At 67.6% G+C, this 23,299-nt stretch carries 21 protein-coding genes and 1 pseudogene; 3 read left to right on the forward strand and 19 right to left on the reverse strand.

Annotation, left to right across the window (positions count from 1 at the left end):
• Positions 1-187 precede the first annotated feature (187 nt).
• From EV655_RS18715 to EV655_RS13520, 11 genes and pseudogenes are all read right to left on the reverse strand, one after another.
• The gene (locus EV655_RS18715; protein ID WP_243645082.1) at positions 188-481 is read right to left on the reverse strand and encodes a hypothetical protein; all 294 of its coding nucleotides are present in this window, start codon (positions 479-481) and stop codon (positions 188-190) included.
• Positions 482-484: 3 nt separating this feature from the next.
• Positions 485-1,377 (reverse strand): annotated as a pseudogene (locus EV655_RS18895) (DUF4857 domain-containing protein); the annotation flags it as partial.
• A gap of 231 nt (positions 1,378-1,608) precedes the next feature.
• Positions 1,609-1,821: an ATP-binding cassette domain-containing protein gene (locus EV655_RS18805; RefSeq protein WP_207901965.1), complete on the reverse strand. Its 213-nt coding sequence runs from the start codon at positions 1,819-1,821 to the stop codon at positions 1,609-1,611.
• Between the two features lie 479 nt (positions 1,822-2,300).
• Complete coding sequence (locus tag EV655_RS13490; RefSeq protein WP_132545719.1) at positions 2,301-3,476, reverse strand: M20 aminoacylase family protein; 1,176 nt, start codon at positions 3,474-3,476, stop codon at positions 2,301-2,303.
• A 3-nt stretch (positions 3,477-3,479) separates the two neighbouring features.
• Positions 3,480-3,947 (reverse strand): L-2-amino-thiazoline-4-carboxylic acid hydrolase, encoded by a 468-nt coding sequence (locus EV655_RS18810; protein WP_207901967.1) that lies wholly within the window; start codon positions 3,945-3,947, stop codon positions 3,480-3,482.
• 12 nt (positions 3,948-3,959) lie between these two features.
• Complete coding sequence (locus tag EV655_RS13495; protein WP_207901969.1) at positions 3,960-5,264, reverse strand: NAD(P)/FAD-dependent oxidoreductase; 1,305 nt, start codon at positions 5,262-5,264, stop codon at positions 3,960-3,962.
• Positions 5,261-6,901, reverse strand: coding sequence for an aminotransferase class V-fold PLP-dependent enzyme (locus EV655_RS13500; protein WP_132545721.1), 1,641 nt, complete (start codon positions 6,899-6,901; stop codon positions 5,261-5,263). Before EV655_RS13500 ends, EV655_RS13495 begins: the two co-directional genes overlap by 4 nt.
• 10 nt (positions 6,902-6,911) lie before the next feature.
• Positions 6,912-8,549 (reverse strand): ABC transporter ATP-binding protein, encoded by a 1,638-nt coding sequence (locus EV655_RS13505; RefSeq protein WP_132545723.1) that lies wholly within the window; start codon positions 8,547-8,549, stop codon positions 6,912-6,914.
• Positions 8,546-9,424, reverse strand: a complete 879-nt coding sequence (locus EV655_RS13510; protein ID WP_132545725.1) for an ABC transporter permease — start codon at positions 9,422-9,424, stop codon at positions 8,546-8,548. The genes EV655_RS13505 and EV655_RS13510 overlap by 4 nt, the downstream gene beginning before the upstream one ends.
• On the reverse strand, positions 9,421-10,404 hold the full coding sequence (locus EV655_RS13515; protein WP_132545727.1) for an ABC transporter permease: 984 nt from the start codon (positions 10,402-10,404) through the stop codon (positions 9,421-9,423). The genes EV655_RS13510 and EV655_RS13515 overlap by 4 nt, the downstream gene beginning before the upstream one ends.
• 63 nt (positions 10,405-10,467) lie before the next feature.
• The gene (locus tag EV655_RS13520) at positions 10,468-12,063 is read right to left on the reverse strand and encodes an ABC transporter substrate-binding protein (RefSeq protein ID WP_132545729.1); all 1,596 of its coding nucleotides are present in this window, start codon (positions 12,061-12,063) and stop codon (positions 10,468-10,470) included.
• A gap of 206 nt (positions 12,064-12,269) precedes the next feature.
• Here EV655_RS13520 and EV655_RS13525 point away from each other — a divergent pair, with 206 nt between their 5' ends.
• From EV655_RS13525 to EV655_RS13535, 3 genes are read left to right on the forward strand one after another with little or no spacing between them, the layout of a single operon-like run.
• The gene (locus EV655_RS13525; protein WP_132545731.1) at positions 12,270-12,998 is read left to right on the forward strand and encodes an SDR family oxidoreductase; all 729 of its coding nucleotides are present in this window, start codon (positions 12,270-12,272) and stop codon (positions 12,996-12,998) included.
• A 9-nt stretch (positions 12,999-13,007) separates the two neighbouring features.
• Positions 13,008-13,868, forward strand: a complete 861-nt coding sequence (locus tag EV655_RS13530) for a VOC family protein (protein WP_132545733.1) — start codon at positions 13,008-13,010, stop codon at positions 13,866-13,868.
• Positions 13,865-14,380, forward strand: coding sequence for an Lrp/AsnC family transcriptional regulator (locus tag EV655_RS13535; RefSeq protein ID WP_132545735.1), 516 nt, complete (start codon positions 13,865-13,867; stop codon positions 14,378-14,380). The genes EV655_RS13530 and EV655_RS13535 overlap by 4 nt, the downstream gene beginning before the upstream one ends.
• Before the next feature lie 160 nt (positions 14,381-14,540).
• On the opposite strand, the gene EV655_RS13540 is transcribed toward EV655_RS13535, so the two are convergent.
• The 8 genes from EV655_RS13540 to EV655_RS13575 are packed head-to-tail and all read right to left on the reverse strand — an operon-like array spanning position 14,541 to position 23,131.
• Positions 14,541-15,212, reverse strand: a complete 672-nt coding sequence (locus EV655_RS13540) for a cysteine hydrolase family protein (RefSeq protein ID WP_132545737.1) — start codon at positions 15,210-15,212, stop codon at positions 14,541-14,543.
• 22 nt (positions 15,213-15,234) lie between these two features.
• Entirely contained in the window at positions 15,235-17,028 is a 1,794-nt protein-coding gene (locus EV655_RS13545) for an ABC transporter ATP-binding protein (RefSeq protein WP_165905356.1), read from the reverse strand.
• A complete protein-coding gene (locus EV655_RS13550) occupies positions 17,025-17,969 on the reverse strand; it encodes an acetamidase/formamidase family protein (protein ID WP_132545741.1) in 945 nt (314 codons plus the stop codon). The genes EV655_RS13545 and EV655_RS13550 overlap by 4 nt, the downstream gene beginning before the upstream one ends.
• Positions 17,959-19,584: an ABC transporter substrate-binding protein gene (locus EV655_RS13555; protein WP_132545743.1), complete on the reverse strand. Its 1,626-nt coding sequence runs from the start codon at positions 19,582-19,584 to the stop codon at positions 17,959-17,961. The genes EV655_RS13550 and EV655_RS13555 overlap by 11 nt, the downstream gene beginning before the upstream one ends.
• A gap of 22 nt (positions 19,585-19,606) precedes the next feature.
• A complete protein-coding gene (locus EV655_RS13560) occupies positions 19,607-20,527 on the reverse strand; it encodes an ABC transporter permease (RefSeq protein ID WP_132545745.1) in 921 nt (306 codons plus the stop codon).
• Positions 20,527-21,420 (reverse strand): ABC transporter permease, encoded by an 894-nt coding sequence (locus EV655_RS13565; protein WP_132545747.1) that lies wholly within the window; start codon positions 21,418-21,420, stop codon positions 20,527-20,529. The genes EV655_RS13560 and EV655_RS13565 overlap by 1 nt, the downstream gene beginning before the upstream one ends.
• Positions 21,417-22,007 (reverse strand): ANTAR domain-containing response regulator, encoded by a 591-nt coding sequence (locus tag EV655_RS13570; RefSeq protein WP_132545749.1) that lies wholly within the window; start codon positions 22,005-22,007, stop codon positions 21,417-21,419. The genes EV655_RS13565 and EV655_RS13570 overlap by 4 nt, the downstream gene beginning before the upstream one ends.
• Complete coding sequence (locus EV655_RS13575; RefSeq protein ID WP_165905357.1) at positions 22,004-23,131, reverse strand: transporter substrate-binding protein; 1,128 nt, start codon at positions 23,129-23,131, stop codon at positions 22,004-22,006. Before EV655_RS13575 ends, EV655_RS13570 begins: the two co-directional genes overlap by 4 nt.
• Between the last annotated feature and the right edge of the window lie 168 nt (positions 23,132-23,299).

Genomic DNA, 23,299 nt, shown 5'->3' on the forward strand with positions numbered 1-23,299 from the left:
CGCTGGGGAAAGCGGCCGGGCGATGCGGCGGTCAGTGACCCGGCGCGCGCGATGACCGGCCGGGGACGGCCAGTGCCGCCGCCAGTCCCGCGGGTCCTGTCAGTGCGATCAGTCCAAGGACCGGCAGGGCATCATGCCACGCGCCACCCCCACGGCGGCCCAGCGTGGCAAGGGCCGACAGCAGGGATCAGGCCAGCGCGGCCCACCCGCCCCAGGCGATCTGCCAGCCGAGATAGCCGCCCTGGCCCCCGGCAAGGGACAGTCGCAGGGGAAAGAGCGCGCGGCTGATCCGGGCGGCCGTGCTGTCCTCGGCACCGCGCACCGCGCGGGAATGGCGGGCAACGGGAACGAAATCGCGGGTCATCGCAACGCCGTGGATCGCTCCGCCGTCCGCGAAGGTGGCGGTGGCACCGACCGGATCGACGAACAGCCGGTAGCCCGGCATCGTCAGCAGGAACAGCCGGCCATCGCGCGTCAGCACCAGTCCCAGTTCCGCGTGCCGTGCGGTTTCGGCCACCTTGATGTGGCGGATGTCGAGATCCGGCGGGATCGGCGTGCGCGCCACGTGCTGCGCGCCGCCGACCCGCAGCACATGGAACACCGCGCCGGTGGAATCGGCGATAAGGCCCCCGCGTCCCAGGGTTTCAGGATCGTCTGCTTGCCTGCCACCAGGCGCGCCGGAAAGACGAAGCCCTGCGCCCTCAGCGCCGCGGTGAAACGGGCCGTCAGGTCGGGGTCTGGCGTCAGCGTGTCGACGTTCAGGAACACCATTGCGTCGGCGGTCCGGTGGCACAGTCCCGCCGACCCGCCCGCGACCGCAAGGTTTACCGCGCGATAGCGGAAATCGGATTCCAGCAGCACCAGCGCCGCGCCGAGATAGCCCACGATGCCCCCCAGCACCCAGGGCGCGGCCGTAGACAGCGCGCTGGTCACGAACTCGACGGGGAAGAAGGCGCCTACGCTCAGCGCCAAAAAGCCCCATCTGAAAGCCGAGGAACGCCACCACCAGGCCGAGGCCGATCCCCAGATGCGCCAGAACCAGCGGCGCAAGGCCGATCGGCAGGTGCATCGACAGCCGTTGCCGACGAAGGCGTCTTCCAGTGTCATCGGCCGTTCGGTCAGCCCCGCCGGGTCGATTCCCCGCGCCGGCAGCGCCGCCGACACCGGTTCGGGCGCGGCGAAGACAAAGATCGACAACGCGCCATCCGCCTCGCGCTCCAGCGCATGGATCGGCGCGGCGGGCACAGGCAGCGGGCCGGGGGCGGACGTGGCGGGCAGGTGATAGGCGCAAGAGTCTGCCATGAAGTCAGGCAGCGCGGTCTGGTGTGCGGGTGTGCCCCGGCGCAGCAGGATCACGTCATCGACCAGCCGCTCCATGTCCTGCACGACATGGCTGGTCACCAGCACCGTCTTGCCCTCCTCGCGCGCGTAATGGACGAGATAGTCAAGAAACAGCCGCCGATAGCCCGCATCCAGCCCCACCTGGCTGCGCTGTCCTTCGGAAATGTGGCGGATGCGGTGGCCGGACGGCAGCCCCAGACGCCCGACGCGGTCGTGGAACACGTCGCGCCGCCAGCGCGGATACCAGGCGGCGAAGAAGCGTTCGGTCTAGGCGATTGACAGGAAATCGTAGGCAAGGTGCCCCTCGAACACCAGCCCGATCCGCCTCTTGGCCGCGGACGAGAGCGCATGAGAGGGTTCGCCCAGCACCCGGCATGTTCCGGCGGTTGGCGAAAGAAAGCCCATCAATATCTTGATGAGCGTGGTCTTGCCCACCCCGTTCTTGCCCAGAAGCCCCAGGATGCGCCCCTGTCCAACCATAAGGGACAGCCCCTCGTGAACCGGCCGCCCGTCTTAGCGATGGCAAAGTTCATCGACCGCAATTGGTGCCGCGCTGCGATCGCTCATCGCTCGCCCTGCGCAGGCCGTTGGCCGCGATGGCAGGGCGACGGCGTGTCATCGGTGCCGAAACCGTACCCCTCGCGCATTTGCCGCACCTCTTCCTTCCCGCCCGGGCGGGCGCTGGAAGATCGCATACTAAAACTGTCGGCAATTCCACGGGCATGCAGCCCTGGCTGGGCAACGCGAAACCGTTCGGCGCGGTCGGCGGCCCGGCGGGGCCCTTTGCGCCGAAGTGAACGTCCAGGCGTCCGCCACGGCGGAGGTTCGTTCAGGATGTCCAGATCCTGTGCGACCCCGCCTGCAGGGCCTTGCAATGCCCCGGTCCGCAGGCTGCATCCGCAAGGCGAACGTGACGGGTCGGCCGCGCCGACTGGCGAACGGGGTGATGTGCCTGTGCCTTATGCGGCCGATAGCGGCAGGCGCTGGCGCACCAGCGATATCCAGTAGGAACAGCCCCAGCCGATGGCCTCGTCATCGAAATCGTATTCCGGGTGATGCAGGCCCGCGCTGGGTCCGTTGCCGATATTGATCAGCGCGCCGGGCACCTCGTTCAGCATGAACGAGAAATCCTCGCCGCCCAGCGTCGGCGGCATGTCGGTGGTGACATTGCCCTCGCCCGCTACCGCGCGCGCCGCCGCCGCGGCCTTTTCCGTCTCGGCGGCGTGGTTCACCGTCACCGGGTAGTGGCGGATGTAGTCGACCCGGCCCACCGCGCCGCATCCCGCCGCGATGCCCTCGACCATCTGCGTCAGCCGCGCCTCGATGTGGTCGCGCACCTCTTCGCGCAGGGTGCGGACGGTGCCGGTGATCGTCACGTCGCGCGGGATCACGTTGAACGCATCGCCCGCGTGGATCGTGCACAGCGACACGGTCGCGCTGTCGATCGGGTCTATGGTGCGGGAACAGAGCGTCTGCACCGACTGTATCACGGCCGCCGCCACCGGCAGCGGGTCCAGCGTCGCATGCGGCCGCCCGGCATGGCCGCCGCGCCCCGAGATCGTGATCCGGACCTCGTCGACCGAGCCCATGATCGCGCCGGGCGCGATGGCGAAGCGGCCGACCTCGAGCCCCGGCCGGTTGTGCATCCCGTAGACCTCGTCGCACGGCCAGCGGGTGAAGAGCCCATCCTCGATCATCGCCCGCGCGCCCGCGCCGCCCTCTTCGGCGGGCTGGAAGATCACCACGACCGTCCCGTCGAAGGCCCTGCTTTCGGCCAGATGCCGCGCCGCGCCCAGAAGCATGGTGGTATGCCCGTCATGCCCGCAGGCATGCATCTTTCCGGGAACGGTCGAGGTCCACGCGGCCCCGGTTTCCTCGGCGATCGGCAGCGCATCCATATCCGCGCGCAACCCGATGGTGCGCCGCGACAGGTTCGTCTGCCCCCGGATCACACCCACGACGCCCGTGCGGCCGATACCCTCGTGCACCTCGTCCACGCCGGCCGCACGAAGCGCCTCGGCCACTTTCGCCGCCGTGCGGTGCACGTCGTACAGCAGTTCGGGATGGCGGTGCAGGTCATGGCGGAACGCCACCAGGGCATCGATCTCTTTCGCCACCCAGTTCTCGACTGCCATCGCCTAGTCCCCCTTCATCCGGTAGCGGAAATCGCAATGGCTGGCGCCCTGCATGATCGTCTGGGTGCGGGTCATCTCGATGTCGGGGTTGTAGCCGATGCAGAAATCGCCATCGCGGTTGCAGGACAGAAGGTGCCCGATCCCGCCCAGCCCCATCTCGCGATACATCTCGGCATAGCGACAGCGGGTGACGTTGAACGCCATCCTGTCCGCCGACATTTCAAGCGGTTCAATCTCCAGCGCGTCCTCGCGGGTCCAGTTCGGCAGGATCGCGGCGAAATCCTCCAGCGTGGGGGGATGATCCAGGTCGGCGGCCAGTGCGCGGCCCTGCTCGATGGCCGAGCGCGAACAGGTCTCGCCGATCACGGCCTCGGCCTCGGCACGGTTCGTGCGTTCGCAGATCACATCGAACACGTGCTTGAGGATCATCGCCTCGATGCGACGGCGTTCCAGGATGGGCAGGTCTTTCATCGCGGATCCTTTTCAGAGATCGGGTTCGGTCATGTCCTTGCGGCGCAGCCAGGCCAGATAGGCCGGCGCGGTGCGGGTCAGGACGGTGTGATAGGGGAAGACCTGCGGCTCTGTCACCGGCAGGGCCAGACCGCGGGGATCCTCGCCCGCCACGGCGCGTGCCATCTCGCGGCCGAGCGCCGTGCCCAGTGCCACGCCGCGGCCGTTGCAGCCGACCCAGGCCCAGCCATCGGGGCCCAGCCGGTGGACGCGCGGGAAGCGGTCCCAGTTCATCGACAGATAGCCCGACCAGACATGGGTCATCTTCGGCACGCCAAGATCGGGAAAGGCCTCGGCCAGGTTGCGCGCGGCCTTGGCGCGGGCGCGTTCGGCGTCGTTCACGCCCGCGATGATCGCGGCCCCCGTGATCAGCCGGTTGCGCGCGTCGTAGCGGAAGAAGCGCAGATCGCCGCGGGTGTCCGAGACCGCCTGCCGCCCGGGCAGGATCTTGCGGCGCAGGTTCGCGCCCACCGGTTCGGTCGCCATCTGCCAGGAATGGACGGGGATGAAGCTTTTCGCGAGCCTTGGCGCCAGGGTCTTCGACAACTGCCCGGTATAGGCGTTCGTGGCCAGGATCAGGGCGCGGGCGCGGACGGTGCCGCCCGGTGTCGTCACCACCCATTCCGCGCCCTCGCGCTCGACCCATGTCGCGGGGCTTTGCTCGAAGATGCGCCCGCCATGGCGCTCGGCGGCGCCCGCCAGCTCGCGGGCCAGCGCCAGCGGATTGATATGCCCGCCAGAGGGCGCGAGCATCCCGCCGTGCCAGAAATCGGTGCCCAACAGGTCGGCGGTCTGGGCCGCGTCCTTGAACTCGACTTCAAGGCCGAACCGGGTCCATGCCTCGACACGCGCTTGTGACAGCCGGATGCGGCCCGGCGAGTGGGCGGGCTGGAACCAGCCCGTCTGTTCTGCCTCGGCCGCCAGCCCCTCGCGCCGGACGATGTCGAACAGGAGGCTTGCGCTGCCGCCGATCAGTTCGGCAAAGCGGCGCCCGGTCTCGCCATGGCGGGCGACCCAGGCGTCGGGCTCGGCGGCGGTCAGCGTCGGGATCACCTGTCCGTTGTTGCGCCCCGAGGCGCCCCAACCCACGGCCTGCCCCTCCAGCACGACGACATCCTTGCCCTCCCGCGCCAGGTGCAGCGCGGCGGAAAGCCCGGTAAAGCCGCCACCGATCACCGCCGTGTCGGTTTCGATGATACCGGTCAGCGCCGCGGCGGGCACGCGCCCGGGCGCGGTCTCGGCCCAGATCGACGGGGGAAAGCGGACGGGCGCGGTCATGCAATGGTCTCCTCTTGGGCGAGTGCGGTCTTTGCCTCGTGCGGCAACCAGAACCAGCGCAGCGCCTCGTCCGCGGGATCGAACGGCGTCGCCGGGGCGGCGCGGGCGCGGCCAGCCTGGGCCAGGCGGGCGGCTTCGGCGAGGCAGGTCTCGAAATCGGGGGCGGTCTCTTCGGCTGGCGGGTTGTGCCAGAGGTCGGACAGCCGGCTGGGCGCATCGGTCGGCACCGTTCCCCCGGCCCGCCAGATTCCCCTTTCCACGTCAAGCCGGTAAAGCGGCAACAGCGCAAGACCATTGCGCGCGATGAAGGTGATCGCGCGGGCCAGCCGGTTCACGTCCTCGTCCGAGAAGAAATAGTTCACGCCCAGCCGCACCCAGCCCGGGCGCAGCGCGGTCTTTCCGCGCGCCACGGCGCCGGCGAACCGGGCGCTCTGCGCGGCCGTGATCCCCAGCAGACTGTGCCCGTAGGGCCCCGCGCAGGAACAGCCGCCGCGGGCCTGGATGCCGAACAGGTCGTTCAGGGCCGCCACGACGAAGCCGTGGTGCAGATGCCGCGCGCCCGCCCGGATGTTGAACGAGAAGATGCCCAGCCGCGGCCTATTCCGGGGCCCCAGCAGTTCGACCCCCGGTTCGGTGGCCAGCGCCGCGTCCAGCCGGGCGGCCAGTTGCGCCTCGCGCGCCTCGATCGCCTCGGCGCCCAGCTCGGATTTCAGCGCCAGCACCATCCCCGCGCGGATATTCTCTATGATGGCGGGGGTGCCCGCCTCTTCGCGGGCCTCGATCCCGTCGAGATAGCACTGGTCCTCGGCCGTGACGAAGGAGACGGTCCCGCCCCCCACGACCGTCGGCCGCTCGGTCGCCAGCAGGGTCCGGTCTGCGATCAGCACGCCCGAGGCGCCAGGCCCGCCGGGAAACTTGTGCGGCGACAGCAGCGCGGCATCGACCCTGTCGCCCGCGCCGGGTGCGCTTTCGGCCAGACGGATCGCGACATAGGGCGCGGCGGCGGCGAAATCGATCACGCACCAGCCGCCCGCCGCGTGCATCAGCCGCGCCACGGCGCGGATGTCGGTGCGGATGCCGGTGACGTTCGAGGCCGCCGAGAACGCCCCCAGCAACAGCGGTCTTCCCCGGTGCGCCGCGATCTCGCGGGCGAGCGTGGCAAGGCAAAGCCCCCCGGCCTCGTCCAGCGGGATGCGCACCAGCGTTGCCCCGCTTTCCCGCCAGGGCAGGTCGTTGGAGTGGTGTTCGTAGGGGCCGACGAACACCACCGCCCCGGGCCCGAGCCGCCCGGCCGGCGTGCCCATCTGCAAGGCCCGCACCAGCTTGTCGGCGGCGGCCGTCGTCCCGGCGCCGCAGAAGATCACCGCGTGGCCATCGTCGACCCCCATCCCCTCGCGCACGGCGTGGCGGGCAAGCTCGCGCAGTTCGGTCGTGCGGCGCCCGGTAAAGGAGGTCTCGGTATGGGTGTTGCCGTAATAGGGCAGGACATGGTGCCGGATCGCATCCTCGATGAAGCCCAGCGCGCGACCCGAGGCCACGTAATCCGCATAGATCAGGGCGCGCGGCCCGAACGGGCCCGGAATGGACGTGCCTTCCCCGATCAGGGCGCGGCGGATATCCTCGAATTGCAGCGACATCGGTTTTCCTTCAGGCGGCGTCTGTCTTCAGGTCCGGCGGGGTCCATCCGCGCCCCGGGATCGACGCCAGAAGCTGTTGGGTATAGGGGTGGCGCGGATCGGCGAAGAGATCGGCGGTGACGCCGCTTTCCACGATCTCGCCCTTCTGCATGACGATCACCCGGTCACAAAGCTGGGCCGCCACGCGCAGGTCATGGGTGACGAAAAGCAGCGACAGGTGCAGCCGGTCGCGCAGGTCGGCCAAGAGCTTCAGCACCTGCGCCTGTACCGAAACGTCCAGCGCCGAGACGGGTTCGTCGGCGACGATCACCTTGGGCTCCATGGCCAGCGCCCGGGCGATGCCGATTCGCTGGCGCTGGCCGCCCGAGAATTCGTGGGGAAAGCGCGTGGCCGCGGCAGGCGAAAGTTCCACCAGTTCCAGCAGATCGCGCGCCCTTGCCCTTGCCGTGGCCGGGTCGGTCCCGTGCACGATGGGCCCCTGGGCGATGATGTCCTGAACCCGCTTGCGCGGGTTCAGGGATGCCATCGGATCCTGGAACACCATCTGGATGTGGCGCCGCATCTCGCGCAACTCGCGCGGTGAACAGGCCAGCAGGTCCTTGCCGTTCACCTCGACCGCGCCGGTATCGGCCTCGAGGAGGCGCGTGACGATGCGCGACACGGTGGTCTTGCCCGAGCCGCTTTCGCCGACGACGCCCAGTGTCTCGCCGCGGTGCAGGTCGAACGACAGATTGTCCACCGCCTTGACCGTGCGCCGCTTGCCGCCTAGGAGCCCGCCGCGCGGCGCGAAGGTCTTGGTCAGGCCCTGCGCCCTCAGCACGACAGGCGCGCCCTGGAAATTCCGCGGCTTGGGCGGGATCAGCGCGGGGATCGCCGTGATCAGCGCGCGTGTATAGGGATGCTGCGGCGCGTTCAGGACCTCGGCCGCGGGCCCGTGTTCGACCATCTCGCCCTGGCTGAGAACGACCACCCGGTCGGCGATCTCGGCCACCACCCCGAAATCGTGGGTGATGAACAGGATGCCCGCGTCCTCCTTTTGCTGCAATTCGCGGATCAGCTTGAGGATTTGCAACTGCGTGGTCACGTCCAGCGCCGTGGTCGGTTCGTCCGCGATCACCAGCCGCGGCGACAGGCACAGCGACATCGCGATCATCACCCGCTGCCGCTGCCCGCCCGAGATCTGGTGCGGATAGGCCCCATGGACCGAGGTCGGATCGGGAATATGCACGAGGTCAAGCATTTCCAGCACCCGGGCGCGGCGTGCCTTGCGGTCCATGCGCGTGTGCAGGCGCAACACCTCGTCGATCTGCCAGCCGACCGTCTTTTGCGGGTTCAGCGCGGTCATCGGCTCTTGAAAGATCTGTGCGATGCGGTCGCCGCGGATCGCCTTCATCTCGCGTTCCGGCAGTGCCAGAAGATCCCGCCCCTCGAACAGGATCGCCCCCCCCGCAACATGGACGTGGGGTTCCGGCAACAGCCGCATGATGGCGCCCGCGGTCAGCGACTTGCCCGAGCCGCTTTCGCCGACAAGACACACGATCTCCCCGGCGTTCACGCTCAGGTCCAGGCCGGCAAGGGCAAAGGGCCGATCCGCCCCTTTCGGCAAGGCGATCCTGAGGCCGCGGATATCGAGGACGGGGCCGGTCATGTCTTCTTCTGCCTCGGGTTCAGGGCGTCGTTCAGCCCCTCGCCCAGCAGCGAAAAGGACAGGACCGTCAGCAGGATCGCGATCCCCGGGATGGCCGCGCAGTACCAGTCCGTGCGCAGCACCGAGCGGCCTTGCCCGATCATGTTGCCCCAACTGGCAAAGTTCGGATCGCCCAGTCCGAGAAATGCCAGCGCGCTTTCCAGCAGGATCGACAGCGCCATGATGACCGAGGCGTAGACGATCACCGGCGGCAGGGCGTTGGGCAGGATCTCGCGGAAGATCAGCGATGCGTTCGATACGCCGAGATTGCGCGCCGCGTCCACGAATTCCCGGTGCCTCAGCGACATGAACTCGGCCCGCACCATGCGTGCGGGCGCGGTCCAGGACACGATGGCGATGGCCAGCGTGATGTACTCGATGGATGATCCTAGGATTGCCACCAGCGACAGAAGCAGCACGAAGTTCGGAATGGTCTGGAACGCCTCGGTCACGCGCATCAGGACGTCGTCGACCCAGCCGCCGAAAAAGCCCGACAGCGCCCCCACCAGCACCCCGATCCCGATCGACAGCAGCGTGGCGAGCACCCCAACCAGCAGCGAGATCCGCGCGCCATGGAACAACCCTGCCAGGATGTCACGGCCCAGTTGGTCGGTCCCCAGCGGCACCGCCCAGTCGGTGAAGGGCCGGGTCAACGGATCGCCCGCGCGGCGCAGCGGATCGACCGGCTCGACCAGCCCGGCGGTCAGCGCCATTAGCACCACGAGACCGAACAGGAACAGGCCCAGCAGCGCCGCCCGGTTCCGGGCGAAGCGACGCCAAAGCGTCACGGCGCGCGGTGCCTCGGCGCGGGGCAGATCGGTTGTCGCGGCCGTCATCGCAGGGCGATCCTTGAATCGAGGCGGGCATAAAGCAGGTCGGTCAGGAAGTTCACGATCACGACGATGATGGCGCAGAGGAAGATGATGCCCATCAGCATGTTCATGTCGCGCTGGATCACCGACTGGTAGGCCAGCTGGCCCAGGCCCGGCAGCGCGAAGATCGTCTCGACCACGACCGAGCCGCCCAGAACGGTCGAGAATTGCAGTCCGAGCAGCGTGACCACTGGCAGCAGCGCGTTGCGCATGATGTGGTGGACCATCAGCCGCGCCTCGCCTGCGCCCTTGGCCCGCGCGGTGCGCACGAAATCCAGTTCCACGACCTCGAGCACGCTGGCGCGCATCAGCCGCAGGTAGAAGGACAGGTAGATCAGCGACAGCGCCGCGGTCGGCATGATCAGGTGCAGCGCCACGTCCCAGACATGGGCCCAGCCGGTATGGAAGGCCGCGATGGTCTTGACCCCGCCCACCGGCAGCCAGCCCAGCTTGACCGAGAACAGCAGGATCATCATCAGCGACAGGAAGAAGCTGGGCGTGGCGTAGAAGACCAGCCCGAGCGTCGAGATCATGTTGTCGGTCAGCGAATAGGCCCGCCGCGCCGCGACCGCACCGAGCACAACACCGATCGTGAACGCCAGCGACAGCGAGGATCCCATCAGCAGCAGCGTGGTCCCGAGCCGTTCCCACAGGATCGTCGCGACGGGTTTCTCGTAGACGAAGGACCACCCGAAATCGAACTGGACGATCTTGGCCATGTACCGCCAGAGCTGCACCCAAACAGGCTGGTCCAGCCCGTATTCGGCGCGCAGCTTCTCGATATAGGCGGCGTCCGCGCCCCCCATGTCGCCCACCAGCGCATCGACCGTGTCGCCGGGGGCCATTTTCAGCAGAAGGAAGGTGCCCACCATGATGAGCAGCACCACCGGCACGGCCTGAAGAAGCCGCCGCAGGGCGTAGGACAGGACCTGGGAAAGATGCATCGCGCGGTTCCGGGGGCTTGGCACCGGGCGCGGAGGCGCGCCCGGTGCCGGAGGGTCAGGGGATCACTCGTCGAGCCAGAGGTCGTACCAGCTGGACGAGTTCCACCGTGGCGTGTTGTGGTGGTTCTTCAGCTTGGTCGTGGTGACCGAGATGAAGGGATGCTCGATGGCGAAGATCACCGGGATCTCGGCCATCGCCTTGGCCTGGATCTCGTGATAGCGCTCGGCCCGTTTTGCGGGGTCCAGTTCGGCCTGCGCTGCGTCGATCATCTGGTCCATCTCGTCCGACTGCCAGCCGAACTGGTTCGACCACGGCGTGCCCTCGGGCGAGCCCGAGCGCAGCCAGACCATGGTCGAGACCGCGGGGTCGGACCGGAACTGGTGCCAGCCGTTGGCGGTGTCGAAATCGTGGTCGCGATAGACCCCGTTCAGGAAGCCCGGCGCATCGTTCGTCAGGATTTCGACGTCGATGCCGATCTCCTTCATCGCCTGCGAAAAGTACTCGGCCCAGAACTGGGTGTATTCACCCCAGGGCGCGGGCCGGTGCCGCAGCTTGAACCGGATGCCGTCCGCACCCGCGGGATAGCCCGCCTCGTCCAGCATCCGTTTGGCCAGTTCCGGGTCGTAGGCATAGGTCGGAACGTCGTCGGTATAGTTCGCGCCCCCCGCGGACGGGATCGGTCCGCGGCCCGGCTTGGCATAGCCGCGCATGATCGTCTGGATCGCATAGTCGATGTCGAGCCCGTGATAGATTGCCTGGCGCACCTTGAGGTCCGCGAGGATCGGGTTGCGATGGTTGAACTCGACGGTCGAGTGCGCGACGTTGTTCTCGTAGCCTTGGGTGCCGACATCGAACCCGCCCATTTCGGACAGGCGCTGAAGGTCGGCCATGGATATGCCGTTGAAGCCCGACTCGTGGATCTCGCCCGCCTCGATCGCAGCGGCTGCGGCCGACTTGTCGGGAATGAAGCGCCAGACGATGCGATCCAGATACGGATATTCCGCGCCGCGCCAGTAGTCGTCGTTGCGCTCGGCGATCACGTACTGGCCGCGTTCGTACTCGACGAACCTGAACGGCCCCGTGCCCACCGGCGCGGTGTTGTACTCGCTTTTCATGATGTCGGTGCCCTCGTACAGGTGCCTGGGCACCGGGTGGCCGAGGTCGGGCATCGCCGCGACGAACAGGTCCAGCGGCATCGGCTGCGAATAGTTGAACACGGCAGTGTGGTCGTCCGTGCAGTCGACCGACTCGAGGTACTGCTGAAGCGTCGACGAGTAGTTGAGCAGCGGCTTCCACAGCTCCATCGCGGAAAATGCGACGTCGTCGCAGGTGAACGGCTTGCCGTCGTGCCAGTTCACGCCCTCGCGCAGCTTGACGGTAATCTTCAGCCCGTCCTCGGTCGAGGACCACTCGGTCGCCAGCACGCCCACCGGCCCGTCATAGGTCTTGTCGATCAGCGGCTCCATGATCTTGCCGGTGATGTTGTAAACCCCGGTCGAGGCCCGGAGCGCAGGATTCAGGATCCGCTGTTCGGACGGCATATGGACGATGATGGTGCCGCCACGTTTGGGCTCCTGGGCGGCCGCGGGGCCCGCAAGGGCCGAAAGCGCGGCTCCGGCCAGAAGCCATCCGCGCGCCGATCTGCTGGTCTGGATCATGTCGCACTCCCCGTTCTTGTTGTTCTGCTTTTCGCCGCCCTCTGCCCCGTGCAGGCAGCCGCGCGCATCCCCTCCATGGAAGCTGCAAGCAGGCCCTGAGGTCAACAGGATTTTTCGCTTGAGAGGCAAGGTCTGAAAGTTCATTCTATGAATGATCCGAAATACGCGAAAATTCTCCATCTCACTTGCGGCTTGGACAACGAAACATGCGGGAATGTGTCTGGATCACCGGGGCCGGATCGGGAATCGGTGCGGCAATGGCACGAACCTTCGCCGGCGCAGGGTATCGCGTCGCGCTGACCGGGCGATCGGTGGACCGCCTCGCCGCGCTGTGCGACGAGATCGGCGGGGATGAGGGCCGGGTGCGGATCTTTCCGGCCGATGTCACCGACCGCGCGCGGATCCTTGCCATGGGCGAGGACATCGTCCACTGGGCTGGGCGGGTCGACGTGTTGTGCAACAATGCCGGGCTGAACGTACCGCTCAGGCGCTGGGATCAGCTTGACTGGGACAGCTGGGACCGGGTGATCGCGACCAACCTGACTGGCGCGCTGAACGTCATCGCGGCGGCGCTGGGGCCGATGCGGCGCCAGAAATCGGGCGTGATGATCCATACCTCTTCGTGGGCCGGGCGCTTCCATGCCGACGCGGCGGGTGTGCCCTACGGCGCCTCGAAACACGCGCTGACCGATCTCAGCGCCAGCCTCAACGCGCAAGAAGGGCCGAACGGCATCCGCTCGACCGCGCTTTGCCCCGGCGAGGTGGCGACCCCGCTTCTGAACAAGCGGCCGGGTTTCGACCCGGCCCGCGCCGCGCAGGTCATCCAGCCCGAGGATGTGGCCGGCCTCGCGCTGCATGTCGCGCGGATGAACCCCAATGTGGCCGTGCACGAGATCACCGTGGCCCCGGTCATCCGGACACCCCCGCAGCCCTGAGGAGAAGCCATGGAACATCCCGTCAAGGGCGTCGATCACGTCTTCCTTCTGGTCGAGGATCTCGACCGTGCCGCCGACGCCTACCGGCGTCTCGGTTTCACCCTGTCACCCAGGGGGCTGCACAGCGCGGCCAAGGGCACGGCGAACTACACGATCATGTTCCCCCGTGACTACATGGAACTGCTGGGCGTCGTGGCCCCGACCGAGGGCAATGCTGCCCGGCGTGCCGCGCTTGCCCGTGACGGGGAGGGGCTGCAGGCGGTGGCCTGCCGGATCGCCGATGCCGACGCCGCCAGGGCCGCGCTGGATGCGCTGGGGATCGGCACCGAAACGGTGGGCCATTTCGAGCGCCCGGTCCCGCTGCCCCGCGGCGGAACAGCGCCCGCGGCCTTTGCCACCCTGGCTTTCGCGACGACCGAGGTGCCGTTCGGTACCGTTTTCATGTGTCAGCACAAGACGCGCGAAACCGTCTGGCTGCCCGAGTTGCTGACCCATCCGAACGGCGCCTGCGGACTGGCCGAGATTCTGGCCCGCACGGCCGATCCCGATGCCAACGGCACGAAACTGGCACGCCTGTTTGCCGCCGGGCGCGTGACCGGGATCGCGGGGGGATGCCGCGTCGAGACCGGCTCCCACTCCGCCCCGATCACCTGTCTGACCGAGGCCGCCCTTGCCGCGCGGTTTCCCGGTCTCGACCTCGCCGCGCTACCGGCAGAGGGTTTTGCCGGAGTGTCGCTGCATACCGCCGATCCGGGCCAGACCCGGGCATGGCTGGAGGCCAATGGCCTTTCCGTGGTCGAGACGGCGGACGGAATCGCGCTGCCGCCTTCGGTCTGTGCCGGCGCGGTGCTGGAGTTCGTTTCCGGATGAGTGGTCCCCGAAAACCGCGGAACGCGGACCGGAAATCGTCCGACGCATCCGACTTCGACGATATCGACCGGCACATCCTGGAGGTTCTGCAACGCGATGCCGAACTGGCCGTCAACGCCCTGGCCGATATCGTCGGTCTCAGCCCGACGCCCTGCTGGCGCCGGATCAAGCGGCTCGAAGAGGCTGGCGTGATCCGCGGGCGGGTCGCCGTCGTCGACCATGCCCGCGCAAATGTCGGGATGACCGTGTTCATCGGCATCACCGCGCCGCGCCATGAAGCCGCGTGGCTGAACCGCTTTCGTGATCTGATCGACGACATCCCCGAAATCGTCGAGGCCTACCGGCTGACCGGGGTGACCGACTACATCCTCAAGGTCGTGGTGCCGGATATCTCGACCTATGATCTGGTCTACAAGAAGATGATCGAGAGGCTGGACTTTTCCCAGATCAATTCCTCGATCTCGATGGAGGAACTGAAGTTCACCACGGCCGTGCCGACGAAGTACCTCTGATCTGGGCTGCCGTTTCCCGGTTTCGGCGCGCTGCGATCCGCAGAGGGGCCGGTCCCGCGGCAGCGGGCCCGCGAACTCGTCGTTCGGCCATTCGGCGCCGTGGGCAGGCCGGGGCCCGTCGATCAATCCCGCAGGAGACCCGGCCGGGGTGATCCGGTGGTCAACTCGGTAGGAACTGCCTGACCTCGGCGCTGCTGACCACGTGGCAATAGATCATGTTGATGACCGCCAGTTCATGGCGGTGCAGTTCGTCCGTGGCGGCTGCGCAGCAATCCTCGACCACCACGACACTGAAGCTTTCGTCGGCGAGGCTGCGCACGCTGGACGAAATGCACTGGTCGGTGAAGATCCCCGCCACGATCACGTGCCGGACCCCCATGTTGTGCAGGATCATCCGCAGGTTGGTGCCGGTCAGCGCGCTGTCGGTGGTCTTGGTCACCACGATCTCGTCGGCCCTTGGCGCGACCTCGTCCACGATCTGGCTGTCCTCGCGATCCTTGGGCAGCAGGAGGTAGTTGAAGCCGGGCTTTTTCTGGCTGAGCGACCGGTCGCGCCCGTCCTGTTTCAGGCAGGCGATGCGGGCGTGGATCACCTCGATCCCGTTCTCGCGGGCCCAGTCCTGCAAGCGGCGGGTATTGGGGATCACCACCTCGCGCATCCGGTCGAAGAAAGGCTGCCAGCGGGTGTTTTCCTCGGGCGTATCCTTCGGCTCGAGATAGGTGTTCTGGATGTCGATCACCAAGAGCGCCGTCTCGGCCGGCGGCAGCACGATATCCTCGGGCTCTTCGGCGGTCTCGTAATAGAAGGATCGGAACGCGGTCTTCCAGCTCATGCGGTTCTCCTTGGGGCGGCGATCAGGCGGCGCGCGAACGCGGGGCGCGCGCGACCCAGTGGCCGGGGGCGATTTCGTGCATCTCGTGGCGCGCGGGGGACTGCCCCAGCGGCCAGACCGGCGAGCCGACCTCGCCCTCGCGCGGCAGGACGGGCGGGCGCACATGCTCGGGGTCGGGCACCGGGACGGCGGACAGCAGGCGCCGGGTATAGGCGTGGGCGGGGTCGCGCAGCACCTGCTCGCGGCTTCCGGTCTCGACGATCTGGCCGAGATTCATCACCGCCACGCGGTCGGCCACCTGGTCGATCACCGCCATGTCGTGGCTGATGAACAGGTAGGCAAGGCCCTCCTCCTGCTGCAACTCGCGCAAGAGGTCCAGCACCTGCGCCTGCACCGAGACGTCCAGCGCCGACACGCTTTCGTCGGCGACGATGACCCTGGGCCGCAGCGCGAGCGCCCGGGCGATGCAGATGCGCTGGCGCTGGCCGCCCGAGAATTCATGGGGATAACGGTCGATCTGGTCGGGCGTCAGACCCACCCGGCGGAACAGCCAGGCGACGCGGTCCTGCAGCTCGCTGCCCGAGGCGAGGCCGTGCACCTGGAGCGGCTCGGCCACCTGCCGGCCCACGGTCATGCGCGCGTCCAGCGAGGCGCCGGGATCCTGGAACACCATCTGGATGTTGCGCCGGATCGGTTTGAGACCCTTTGGTGACAGTCCCGCCATCTGGTGCCCGTCGACGCGGATGCTGCCCTCCCACGGCACGAGACCCAGCAGCGCCTTGCCGATGGTGGACTTGCCGCAGCCGGATTCGCCCACCAGCGCCAATGTCTCGCCCGGGCTGATGCGAAAGCTCACGCCCTCGACCGCATGCACCTGCGCCGTGATCCGGTTCAGCACGCCGCCCCGCATCGGAAAGCGCACGGTCAGGTCGGCCACGTCCACCACGTCGCGGGTGCGGTCGGGGGCCGGGCGCGCAAGCGACCGGCCGAGACGCGGCACGGCATCCAGCAGTTCGCGGGCATAGGACGTCTTCGGGGCCGCGAAGAGCGTACGTACCGGCGCGGCCTCTTCCTGCCGCCCGTTGCGCATCACCACCACCCGGTCGGCCATCTCGGCCACCACGCCCATGTCGTGGGTGATCATCAGGACCGTGGTGCCATGCTCGCGCTGCAGCGCGCGGATCAGTTCCAGCACCTCGGCCTGCACGGTGACGTCCAGCGCCGTGGTCGGTTCGTCGGCAATCAGGATTTCCGGGTTGCAGGCCAGTGCGATGGCGATCATCACCCTCTGGCGCATGCCGCCCGACAATTCATGCGGATACTGGGCCAGCCGCTTCTCGGCATCGGTGATCTGCACGTCGCGCAACAGATCGAGGGCGCGCGCCCGCGCCTCGGCGCGGGGGCAGGCGCGGTGTTCCAGCAGCACCTCGGTCAGTTGCCGCCCCACCGTCATCACCGGGTTGAGCGAGGTCATCGGCTCCTGGAAGATCATCGAGATCCGGTTGGCGCGGATGTCGCGGAAGTTGCGCTCGCTGCGGCCCGCCAGTTCGGTGCCGTCGGCCAGCCGGATCGAGCCCCTGGCGATCCGCGCCATCGGCTGCGGCAGAAGCCCCATGATCGCCAGCGCCGTCATCGACTTGCCCGAGCCGCTTTCGCCGGCAAGGCACAGGGTCTCGCCCCGGTTCAGGGTAAAGCCCAGATCCTCGACCACCGGCTTGGCGCCGTCGGGGGTGGCGACCTGGATCGTCAGCCCCTCGACGGTCAGCACCGGGCGCGGGGTTCCTGCGCGCCCGGGCATTTCGGCAGGTGCCCTCATTCGAACACCACCCGCGGCAGGTAGAACGAGACGACCCAGTTGGGCATGTCCACGATCTCGGAGATGCGCAGGTCGCCGCAGACCGAACACAGCATGTAGGCCTCGACCGGGGACAGCTTGTGGCTCGCGCAGATCAGGTCGATCATGGCTGACAGCGCGTCCCGCGCCCCGGTCATCAGGTCGGGTCCGATGCCGGTCGTCACCTCGTAACCCCTTGCATCCAGATGCCGTGTGACCGGCCCCGGCGTGGTGAAGCGCGGGAACCTCAACGGCTGGTCCCGGATCAGGTCGAGGGTCAGTGAGACGTTCATCGGGCTTTCGATGGCGGTGCCGCAGACCTCGCCATCGCCCTGGGCCGCGTGGGTGTCACCGATGGAAAACAGCGCCCCCTCGACCTCGACCGGCAGGTAGAGCGTGGTGCCGGCGGCCAGGTCGCGGATGTCCATGTTGCCGCCCATCCGCCGGGGCGGCACGACCGAATGATGCCCCGCCTCGGCCGGCGCCAGCCCTATGGTCCCGGCAAAGGGTTTCAGCGGCACGCGGGCCACGCCGCAGTAAAGCGCCGGGGCAAGCGTTTCGGCCTCGTAGTCCCAGATGTTCAGCGCGCCCTCGGGGAACTGGTCGGCCAGAAGGCCGAAGCCCGGGATGTTCGCCGTCCAGCCCCAGCCCGACGGCGTGAAGCCGTCGAGCGTGATCTTCAGCACGTCGCCCGGCCGGGCCCCGTCCACATAGACGGGGCCGGTGACCGGGTTGACCTTCTCGAAGGACAGGCTGGCCAGATCGGCGGCGGTGCTGTTCTGCGCGAGTTGCCCGCCCGAGGCGTCGATACATTCGAAATGCACCGACTCCCCGGGCGCCACGGTGGCGACGGGGGGGATCGACCGATCCCACCCGAAATGATGATGACGACCGTGGATCGTGTGGCCGCAGTTATTGCACATCGGTCGAATACACATAGTCGTAGTTGACCGGCACATGCACCGGGTCGACGAAGATCGCGTCCGGACCGCCCAGTTTGGCCGAGCGCATGGTGAACCGCTGCTCGTTGAACACCGGCACCCAGGGCGCGTCCTCCATGATGGAAAGGTAGATGTCGCGCCAGGCGGCCTCGCGCTGCTCGGCCATCGCCGGGTCGGTCATGGCGTCGGCCGCGTCCGCCGCGGCGTCCAGTTCCTCGTTGCAGTACCACGACCAGTTCCAGCCGCCCTGCACCGCGCCGTCGCAGCCCAAGATCGGCCCGTAGAAGTTTGACGGGTCGGGGAAGTCGGCGATCCATGCCATGCCGCCCGACCAGATCATTGGTGCCTGGTCCGGCTCGCCGCCCGCGGCGATCACGTTGGCCTGTGCCAGCGACCGGATTTCCGCGGTGATCCCGATGGCCGCCAGGTCCTGCTGGAAGCTTTGGGCGATGCGCGGGTTCGGGTCGGTGTTGTAGACGTAAAGCTCGGTCTCGAACCCATCCGGGTAGCCCGCCTCGGCCAGCAACGCCTTGGCCGCCTCGGGGTCGAAGGGATAGCCCTCGTAATCGGGCGCATAGCCCGGCATCGTGGGCGGCAGCGGCTGGTTGGCGGGCACCGCGCGGCCGTTGATGATGCGCACGGCACGGTCCTTGTTGATCGCCATGTTCACCGCCTGGCGCACCTTGACGTTGTCGAAGGGTGGCATGTTGACGTTCATGGTGATGTAGCCGGTGTGCAGCTGCCCGCCCTCGATCACGAAATCCTTGAAGGCCGGGTCTTCGGTCACCTCAAGGAATTTCGCGGGCGGGATGCCGTCGCCGGGGATGTCGGCCTGGCCCTGTTGCAGGCGCAAGAGCGCCACGATGGGTTCCAGCCCGATCTCGAAGGTGATCTTGTCAAGCTTGGGCAGACCCTCGTTCCAGTAGTCTGTGTTGCGCGCGAAGGTCAGCGACTGGCCCAGCGTCCAGTCCTCCAGGTAGAACGCGCCGGTGCCCACGGGGTTCTTGCCGAAATCCTCGCCGAACTCCTCGACCACCTCTTTCGGCACGATGGACGAGAAGTTGATCGCCATCACGTGCAGGAAGGTGGCATCGGGGCGCGACAGCTTGATTTCGACGGTGTAGGGGTCGATCACGGTCACGCCGGACAGGCTTTCCGCCTCGCCCGCGGCCATGGCGTCATAGCCTTCGATCGAGCCGAAGAACCCGGCGCCGGGGCTTTGCGTCTTGGGGTTGGTGACGCGGTCGAGCGAGTATTTCACGTCCTCGGCCGTCATCTCGCGGCCGTTGTGGAATTTCACCCCCTCGCGCAGCTTGAAGGTGAAGACCGTGCCGTCCTCGGAGATCGTGTAGTCCTCGGCCAGATCCTTTTTCAGCACCGTGGTGCCGGGTTCGTAGTCCATCAGCCCGTCGAACAGCGACTTGATCATCGACCAGTTCTGCCAGTCATAGCCGATCGCCGGGTCCAGGGTCGAGACGTCGTCCTTGTAGGTGACGATCATCTCGCCGCCCTGCTTGGCGTCGGTGAAGTCCTGGGCCAGCGCCGGGCCGAAGGCCGTGCCCAGCGCCAGAACGCTTGTCAGAAGTGTCTTTTTCATTGGTCTTTCCCTCTCCTGTTGGTCATTTCAGCTTGATCCTCGGGTCCACCAGCGGCGCGATGAGATCCGCCAGAAGGTTGCCGAGGACGATGAAACAGGCGGACACCAGCGTGACCCCCATGATGATGGGAATGTCCACGCGCTGGATCGCCTGCCAGGCCAGCTGGCCGATGCCGGGCCAGCCGAACACGCTTTCGACGACGACGATGCCTGACATGAAGAGGCCGATGTCGATGCCGATCATGGCGATGACGGGCAGGATCGCGTTGGGCGCGACATGGCGCAGGATGATGCGCAGCTTGCCCAGCCCCTTGGCCCGCGCGGTGCGCACATAGTCCTGCGCCAGCACGTCGATCATGGAACTCCGCATCATCCGTGAATACCAACCGGTGCCCAGAAGCCCGATGGTGATGGCCGGCAGCACGAGATGCGCGAAGGTGCCGTAGCCGCCGATCGGGAACCAGCCCAGTTGCACCGCGAAGACGTAGAGCAGAAGGATGCCCACCACGAATTGCGGGGCCGAGATGGTGACGAAGGAAAACACCATGAGCGACTGGTCGACGGCGGAGTTCCGCTTGAGCGCGGCGATGGCGCCGATGGTCAGCCCGAGGATCAGTTCCACCACGATGGCGGCACCCATCAGCAGGAGCGTCGCCGGCATCCGCGCCGCGATCAGTTCTGACACCTCTGTGCGCTGCAGGTAGGACCGGCCCAGATCGCCCTGCAGCAGGTTGCCGAGATAGCGGACATACTGGACGTGGAACGGCTGATCGAGGCCCAGTTGCGCTCGGATGTTGGCCACCGTCTCGGCGGTGGCCGACCGACCGGCGATCTGGCGTGCGGGGTCTGCGGGCACGAGGTAGAGAAGCGCGAAGGTCACCAGGCTGATCCCCAGCAGGATCAGCAGCGACTCGCCCAGGCGCCGGATGACGTAAGCCCACATCAGTGCCGCCCCTTCAGCCGCGGGTCGAGCGTGTCGCGCAGCACGTCGCCCAGCAGGTTGAACGCCAGCGCCAAGAGCACGATCGCGAGGCCGGGGAAAAACACCAGCCACGGCGCGGTCGCGAAATAGGTCTGGTTCTCGAAGATGATGTTGCCCCAGGACGGCGTCGGTGGCTGCACGCCCACGCCAAGGTAACTCAGCGTCGCCTCCAGAAGCACGGTGGTGGAAATGCCCAGCGTGCCGAACACGATGATCGAATAGACCAGATGCGGCAGGATGTGGCGCCCGAGGATGCGGAAGGTCGACGACCCCATCGCGCGCTGCACCTCGATGAATTCGCGCTGGGCGAGGCTGCGGGTTTCGGTATAGATCACGCGGGCCATCTGAACCCAGTTCACCATGGCGATCACCATCGCCACGATCAGCAGCGAGGGCTTGAAGATCGCGGCCAGCACGATGGCCAGCAACAGCGCGGGAAAGGCCATCATCAGATCGGTAAACCGCATCAGGATGCCGCCGATCCAGCCGCCGAAATAGCCCGCCGTGATGCCCACCGTCGCGCCCAGCACCACCGCAATCCCGTTGGCCAGTACCCCGATGATCAGCGAGGTCTGCGCGCCGAGGATCAGCCGCGAGAACAGGTCGCGCCCCAGAAGGTCGGTGCCCAGCCAGAATTCCGCGGACGGTGGCAGCGGCGCGCCCTCCAGACTGAGGCCATCGAACATCTGATCGTTGGGGTCGTAGGGCATGATCCAGGGCGCGAATATGGCCGCGGCCAGCATCGTGACGATCACGGTCAGGCCGAAGGCCGATCGCGGGCGGCGGACGAGGTCGCGCAGCACCCTGCCCGTGCCGCGGCCATGCGCGGGCGAACTGGCCACTGCCTCGGTCATCGATGCTCTCCCTTTCGGCGTGCGGTGCCCTGTTGCAGGTAGCGCGCAGCCGCGTCTTCCAGCGGAATCCGTTCGATCATGGCAAGCGCGCGCAGCCGCTTCAGCGCGGTCAGGTCGTCCAGGCCCTCTGCCGCCATGATCGCGAGGACCGCGCGCACCAGCACGTCGCGCAAGCCTGCCCGGCGGGCGATCTCGGCCTCCCGGTGGATGGTCCGCAGCCGCTCGGCGCATTTGGCGCTTGCGATCACCAGTGTCGAATAGACAAGCCCCAGCGCCGCCTGCGAGAGGAAGGCGTCACAGTGCTGCCCCAGCGCCCAGGCCAGCCGGCCCGGGCTTTCGGAGCGGATCAGCGCGATCAGGGGGATCGGCGCGGTCCCGGGCGGCCACGGTATCTGACCGTCATGCCCCATGTCCACGTCCAGGAACACGAAATCGGCCCCGGCAAGGTCGCTGGCCTCGGGCCAATTCCCCGTGGCCGTCACGCCCAGTACCGCAAGCCGGGCGATCAGTACGTCGCGGACGGTCTCTGCCGGGTGCAGGACGACGGCGCGCCGGCCGGTGAAATTCAGGTCCAGGGGCTGCGTCATGATACGATCCTGAGCGCGGGCGCGGAGCGGCGCGGTGTGGTTGGAGCCACGCGGGTCAGATAGGGGTCGGGCGCGGCGGCGGTCGCGGGGTCGGACACGATGCGGAACGCGCCGCCCTCGGCCATGGCAAGGCGCGGGATCAGGCTTGTGTGGCGGGTGACGGGGTCGATGCGGATGCGGCCCAGAACCGTCGCGTGATCCGCCCCGGCCACCGCGTCGAACACGGCGCGCGGATCGGCATGTCCGACGCGGGCCAACCCCAGGGCCAGCAGGTGCACCGCCGTATAGGCCGTGGCGAAATTGCACGAGGCGCGGTACTCGGCCCCGAACTGATGCGCGATGCGCGCCCTGAACCCCGCGGTCGGCGCGCCTGCCACGGTTTCGAACCAGGCGCCTATCGACAGCATGCCATCCGCCGCCGGTCCCAGCGCGGCGAGATCCGCTTCGGTCTGGTTCGCGCTGACCACCAATGGCCGTTCCGCCGAAAGGTCGGGATGCGAGAGTGCCTGCATGAAGGCGTGGTTCGACGGACCGATCAGGCTGTTCACGATCAGGTCGGGTCTCTGGGCGGCGATTTCCTCGATCAGATGGGCGCAGGCCGTATCGCCCAGCGGCAGATAACGTTCGGCCACGACCTCGGCCCCCGCCGCGCCCAGGCGCTCGCGCGCGACGCGCAGGGTCTCCCATCCCCAGACATAGTTGGATCCGACCATGAAGGCGCGGCGGCGGTGCTGCCCGAGCACGTGGTCGATCAGCGGCACCAGATGCTGGTTCGGGCAGGCACCCAGATAGACGACGTGATCGTTGCACTCGAAGCCCTCGTAGGGGCAGGGGTACCAAAGCAGCGCGCCATGCCGTTCCATCACCGGGATCATGTCCTTGCGCGACCAGGAGGTTATTCCGCCGACAATGTGCCGCAGATCGCCCGCGCCCAGCATCCCGGTGGCCAGGCGCTCGTATTCGGACGGAACGCCCTGGGGGTCCGCGCATACCGGCACCAGGCGCAGGGCCGCCTGCTGGTTGATCTCGCGGATCGCCATCATGGCGCCATCCAGCGCGCTCTTGCCAAGCGCCGAATAGGGGCCGGTCGTCGAGAAGAGCAGTCCGATCCTTGCTGTTCGCAATTCGCCCCCCGTGCGAATGGATCCCAGAACGCAAAAGGCCCCGTTCCCCGCTGGTGGGGGATTGGGGCCCGATTGCCGACGCGTGCATCTTTATCCCAACAAGACCACAGGAGCACGAAACGAGCAAGCCAGACCATGGCCCCGGCGCGGCGCCCCGGTGATGGCGCC

Origin of the sequence: Rhodovulum euryhalinum (assembly GCF_004342445.1) — a bacterium.
Lineage (GTDB): Bacteria > Pseudomonadota > Alphaproteobacteria > Rhodobacterales > Rhodobacteraceae > Rhodovulum > Rhodovulum euryhalinum.

Excerpts from the sequence above, each read along its gene's own strand:
- EV655_RS13505 (WP_132545723.1), bottom strand. The coding sequence starts at position 8,549 with ATGACCGGCCCCGTCCTCGATATCCGCGGCCTCAGGATCGCCTTGCCG.
- EV655_RS13510 (WP_132545725.1), bottom strand. The coding sequence starts at position 9,424 with ATGACGGCCGCGACAACCGATCTGCCCCGCGCCGAGGCACCGCGCGCC.
- EV655_RS13560 (WP_132545745.1), bottom strand. The coding sequence starts at position 20,527 with ATGTGGGCTTACGTCATCCGGCGCCTGGGCGAGTCGCTGCTGATCCTG.
- EV655_RS13515 (WP_132545727.1), bottom strand. The coding sequence starts at position 10,404 with ATGCATCTTTCCCAGGTCCTGTCCTACGCCCTGCGGCGGCTTCTTCAG.
- EV655_RS13555 (WP_132545743.1), bottom strand. The coding sequence starts at position 19,584 with ATGAAAAAGACACTTCTGACAAGCGTTCTGGCGCTGGGCACGGCCTTC.
- EV655_RS18805 (WP_207901965.1), bottom strand. The coding sequence starts at position 1,821 with ATGGTTGGACAGGGGCGCATCCTGGGGCTTCTGGGCAAGAACGGGGTG.
- EV655_RS13490 (WP_132545719.1), bottom strand. The coding sequence starts at position 3,476 with ATGGCAGTCGAGAACTGGGTGGCGAAAGAGATCGATGCCCTGGTGGCG.
- EV655_RS13545 (WP_165905356.1), bottom strand. The coding sequence starts at position 17,028 with ATGAGGGCACCTGCCGAAATGCCCGGGCGCGCAGGAACCCCGCGCCCG.
- EV655_RS13570 (WP_132545749.1), bottom strand. The coding sequence starts at position 22,007 with ATGACGCAGCCCCTGGACCTGAATTTCACCGGCCGGCGCGCCGTCGTC.
- EV655_RS13525 (WP_132545731.1), top strand. The coding sequence starts at position 12,270 with ATGCGGGAATGTGTCTGGATCACCGGGGCCGGATCGGGAATCGGTGCG.
- EV655_RS13565 (WP_132545747.1), bottom strand. The coding sequence starts at position 21,420 with ATGACCGAGGCAGTGGCCAGTTCGCCCGCGCATGGCCGCGGCACGGGC.
- EV655_RS13540 (WP_132545737.1), bottom strand. The coding sequence starts at position 15,212 with ATGAGCTGGAAGACCGCGTTCCGATCCTTCTATTACGAGACCGCCGAA.
- EV655_RS13535 (WP_132545735.1), top strand. The coding sequence starts at position 13,865 with ATGAGTGGTCCCCGAAAACCGCGGAACGCGGACCGGAAATCGTCCGAC.
- EV655_RS13520 (WP_132545729.1), bottom strand. The coding sequence starts at position 12,063 with ATGATCCAGACCAGCAGATCGGCGCGCGGATGGCTTCTGGCCGGAGCC.
- EV655_RS13500 (WP_132545721.1), bottom strand. The coding sequence starts at position 6,901 with ATGTCGCTGCAATTCGAGGATATCCGCCGCGCCCTGATCGGGGAAGGC.
- EV655_RS13550 (WP_132545741.1), bottom strand. The coding sequence starts at position 17,969 with ATGTGCAATAACTGCGGCCACACGATCCACGGTCGTCATCATCATTTC.
- EV655_RS13495 (WP_207901969.1), bottom strand. The coding sequence starts at position 5,264 with ATGACCGCGCCCGTCCGCTTTCCCCCGTCGATCTGGGCCGAGACCGCG.
- EV655_RS13530 (WP_132545733.1), top strand. The coding sequence starts at position 13,008 with ATGGAACATCCCGTCAAGGGCGTCGATCACGTCTTCCTTCTGGTCGAG.
- EV655_RS18810 (WP_207901967.1), bottom strand. The coding sequence starts at position 3,947 with ATGAAAGACCTGCCCATCCTGGAACGCCGTCGCATCGAGGCGATGATC.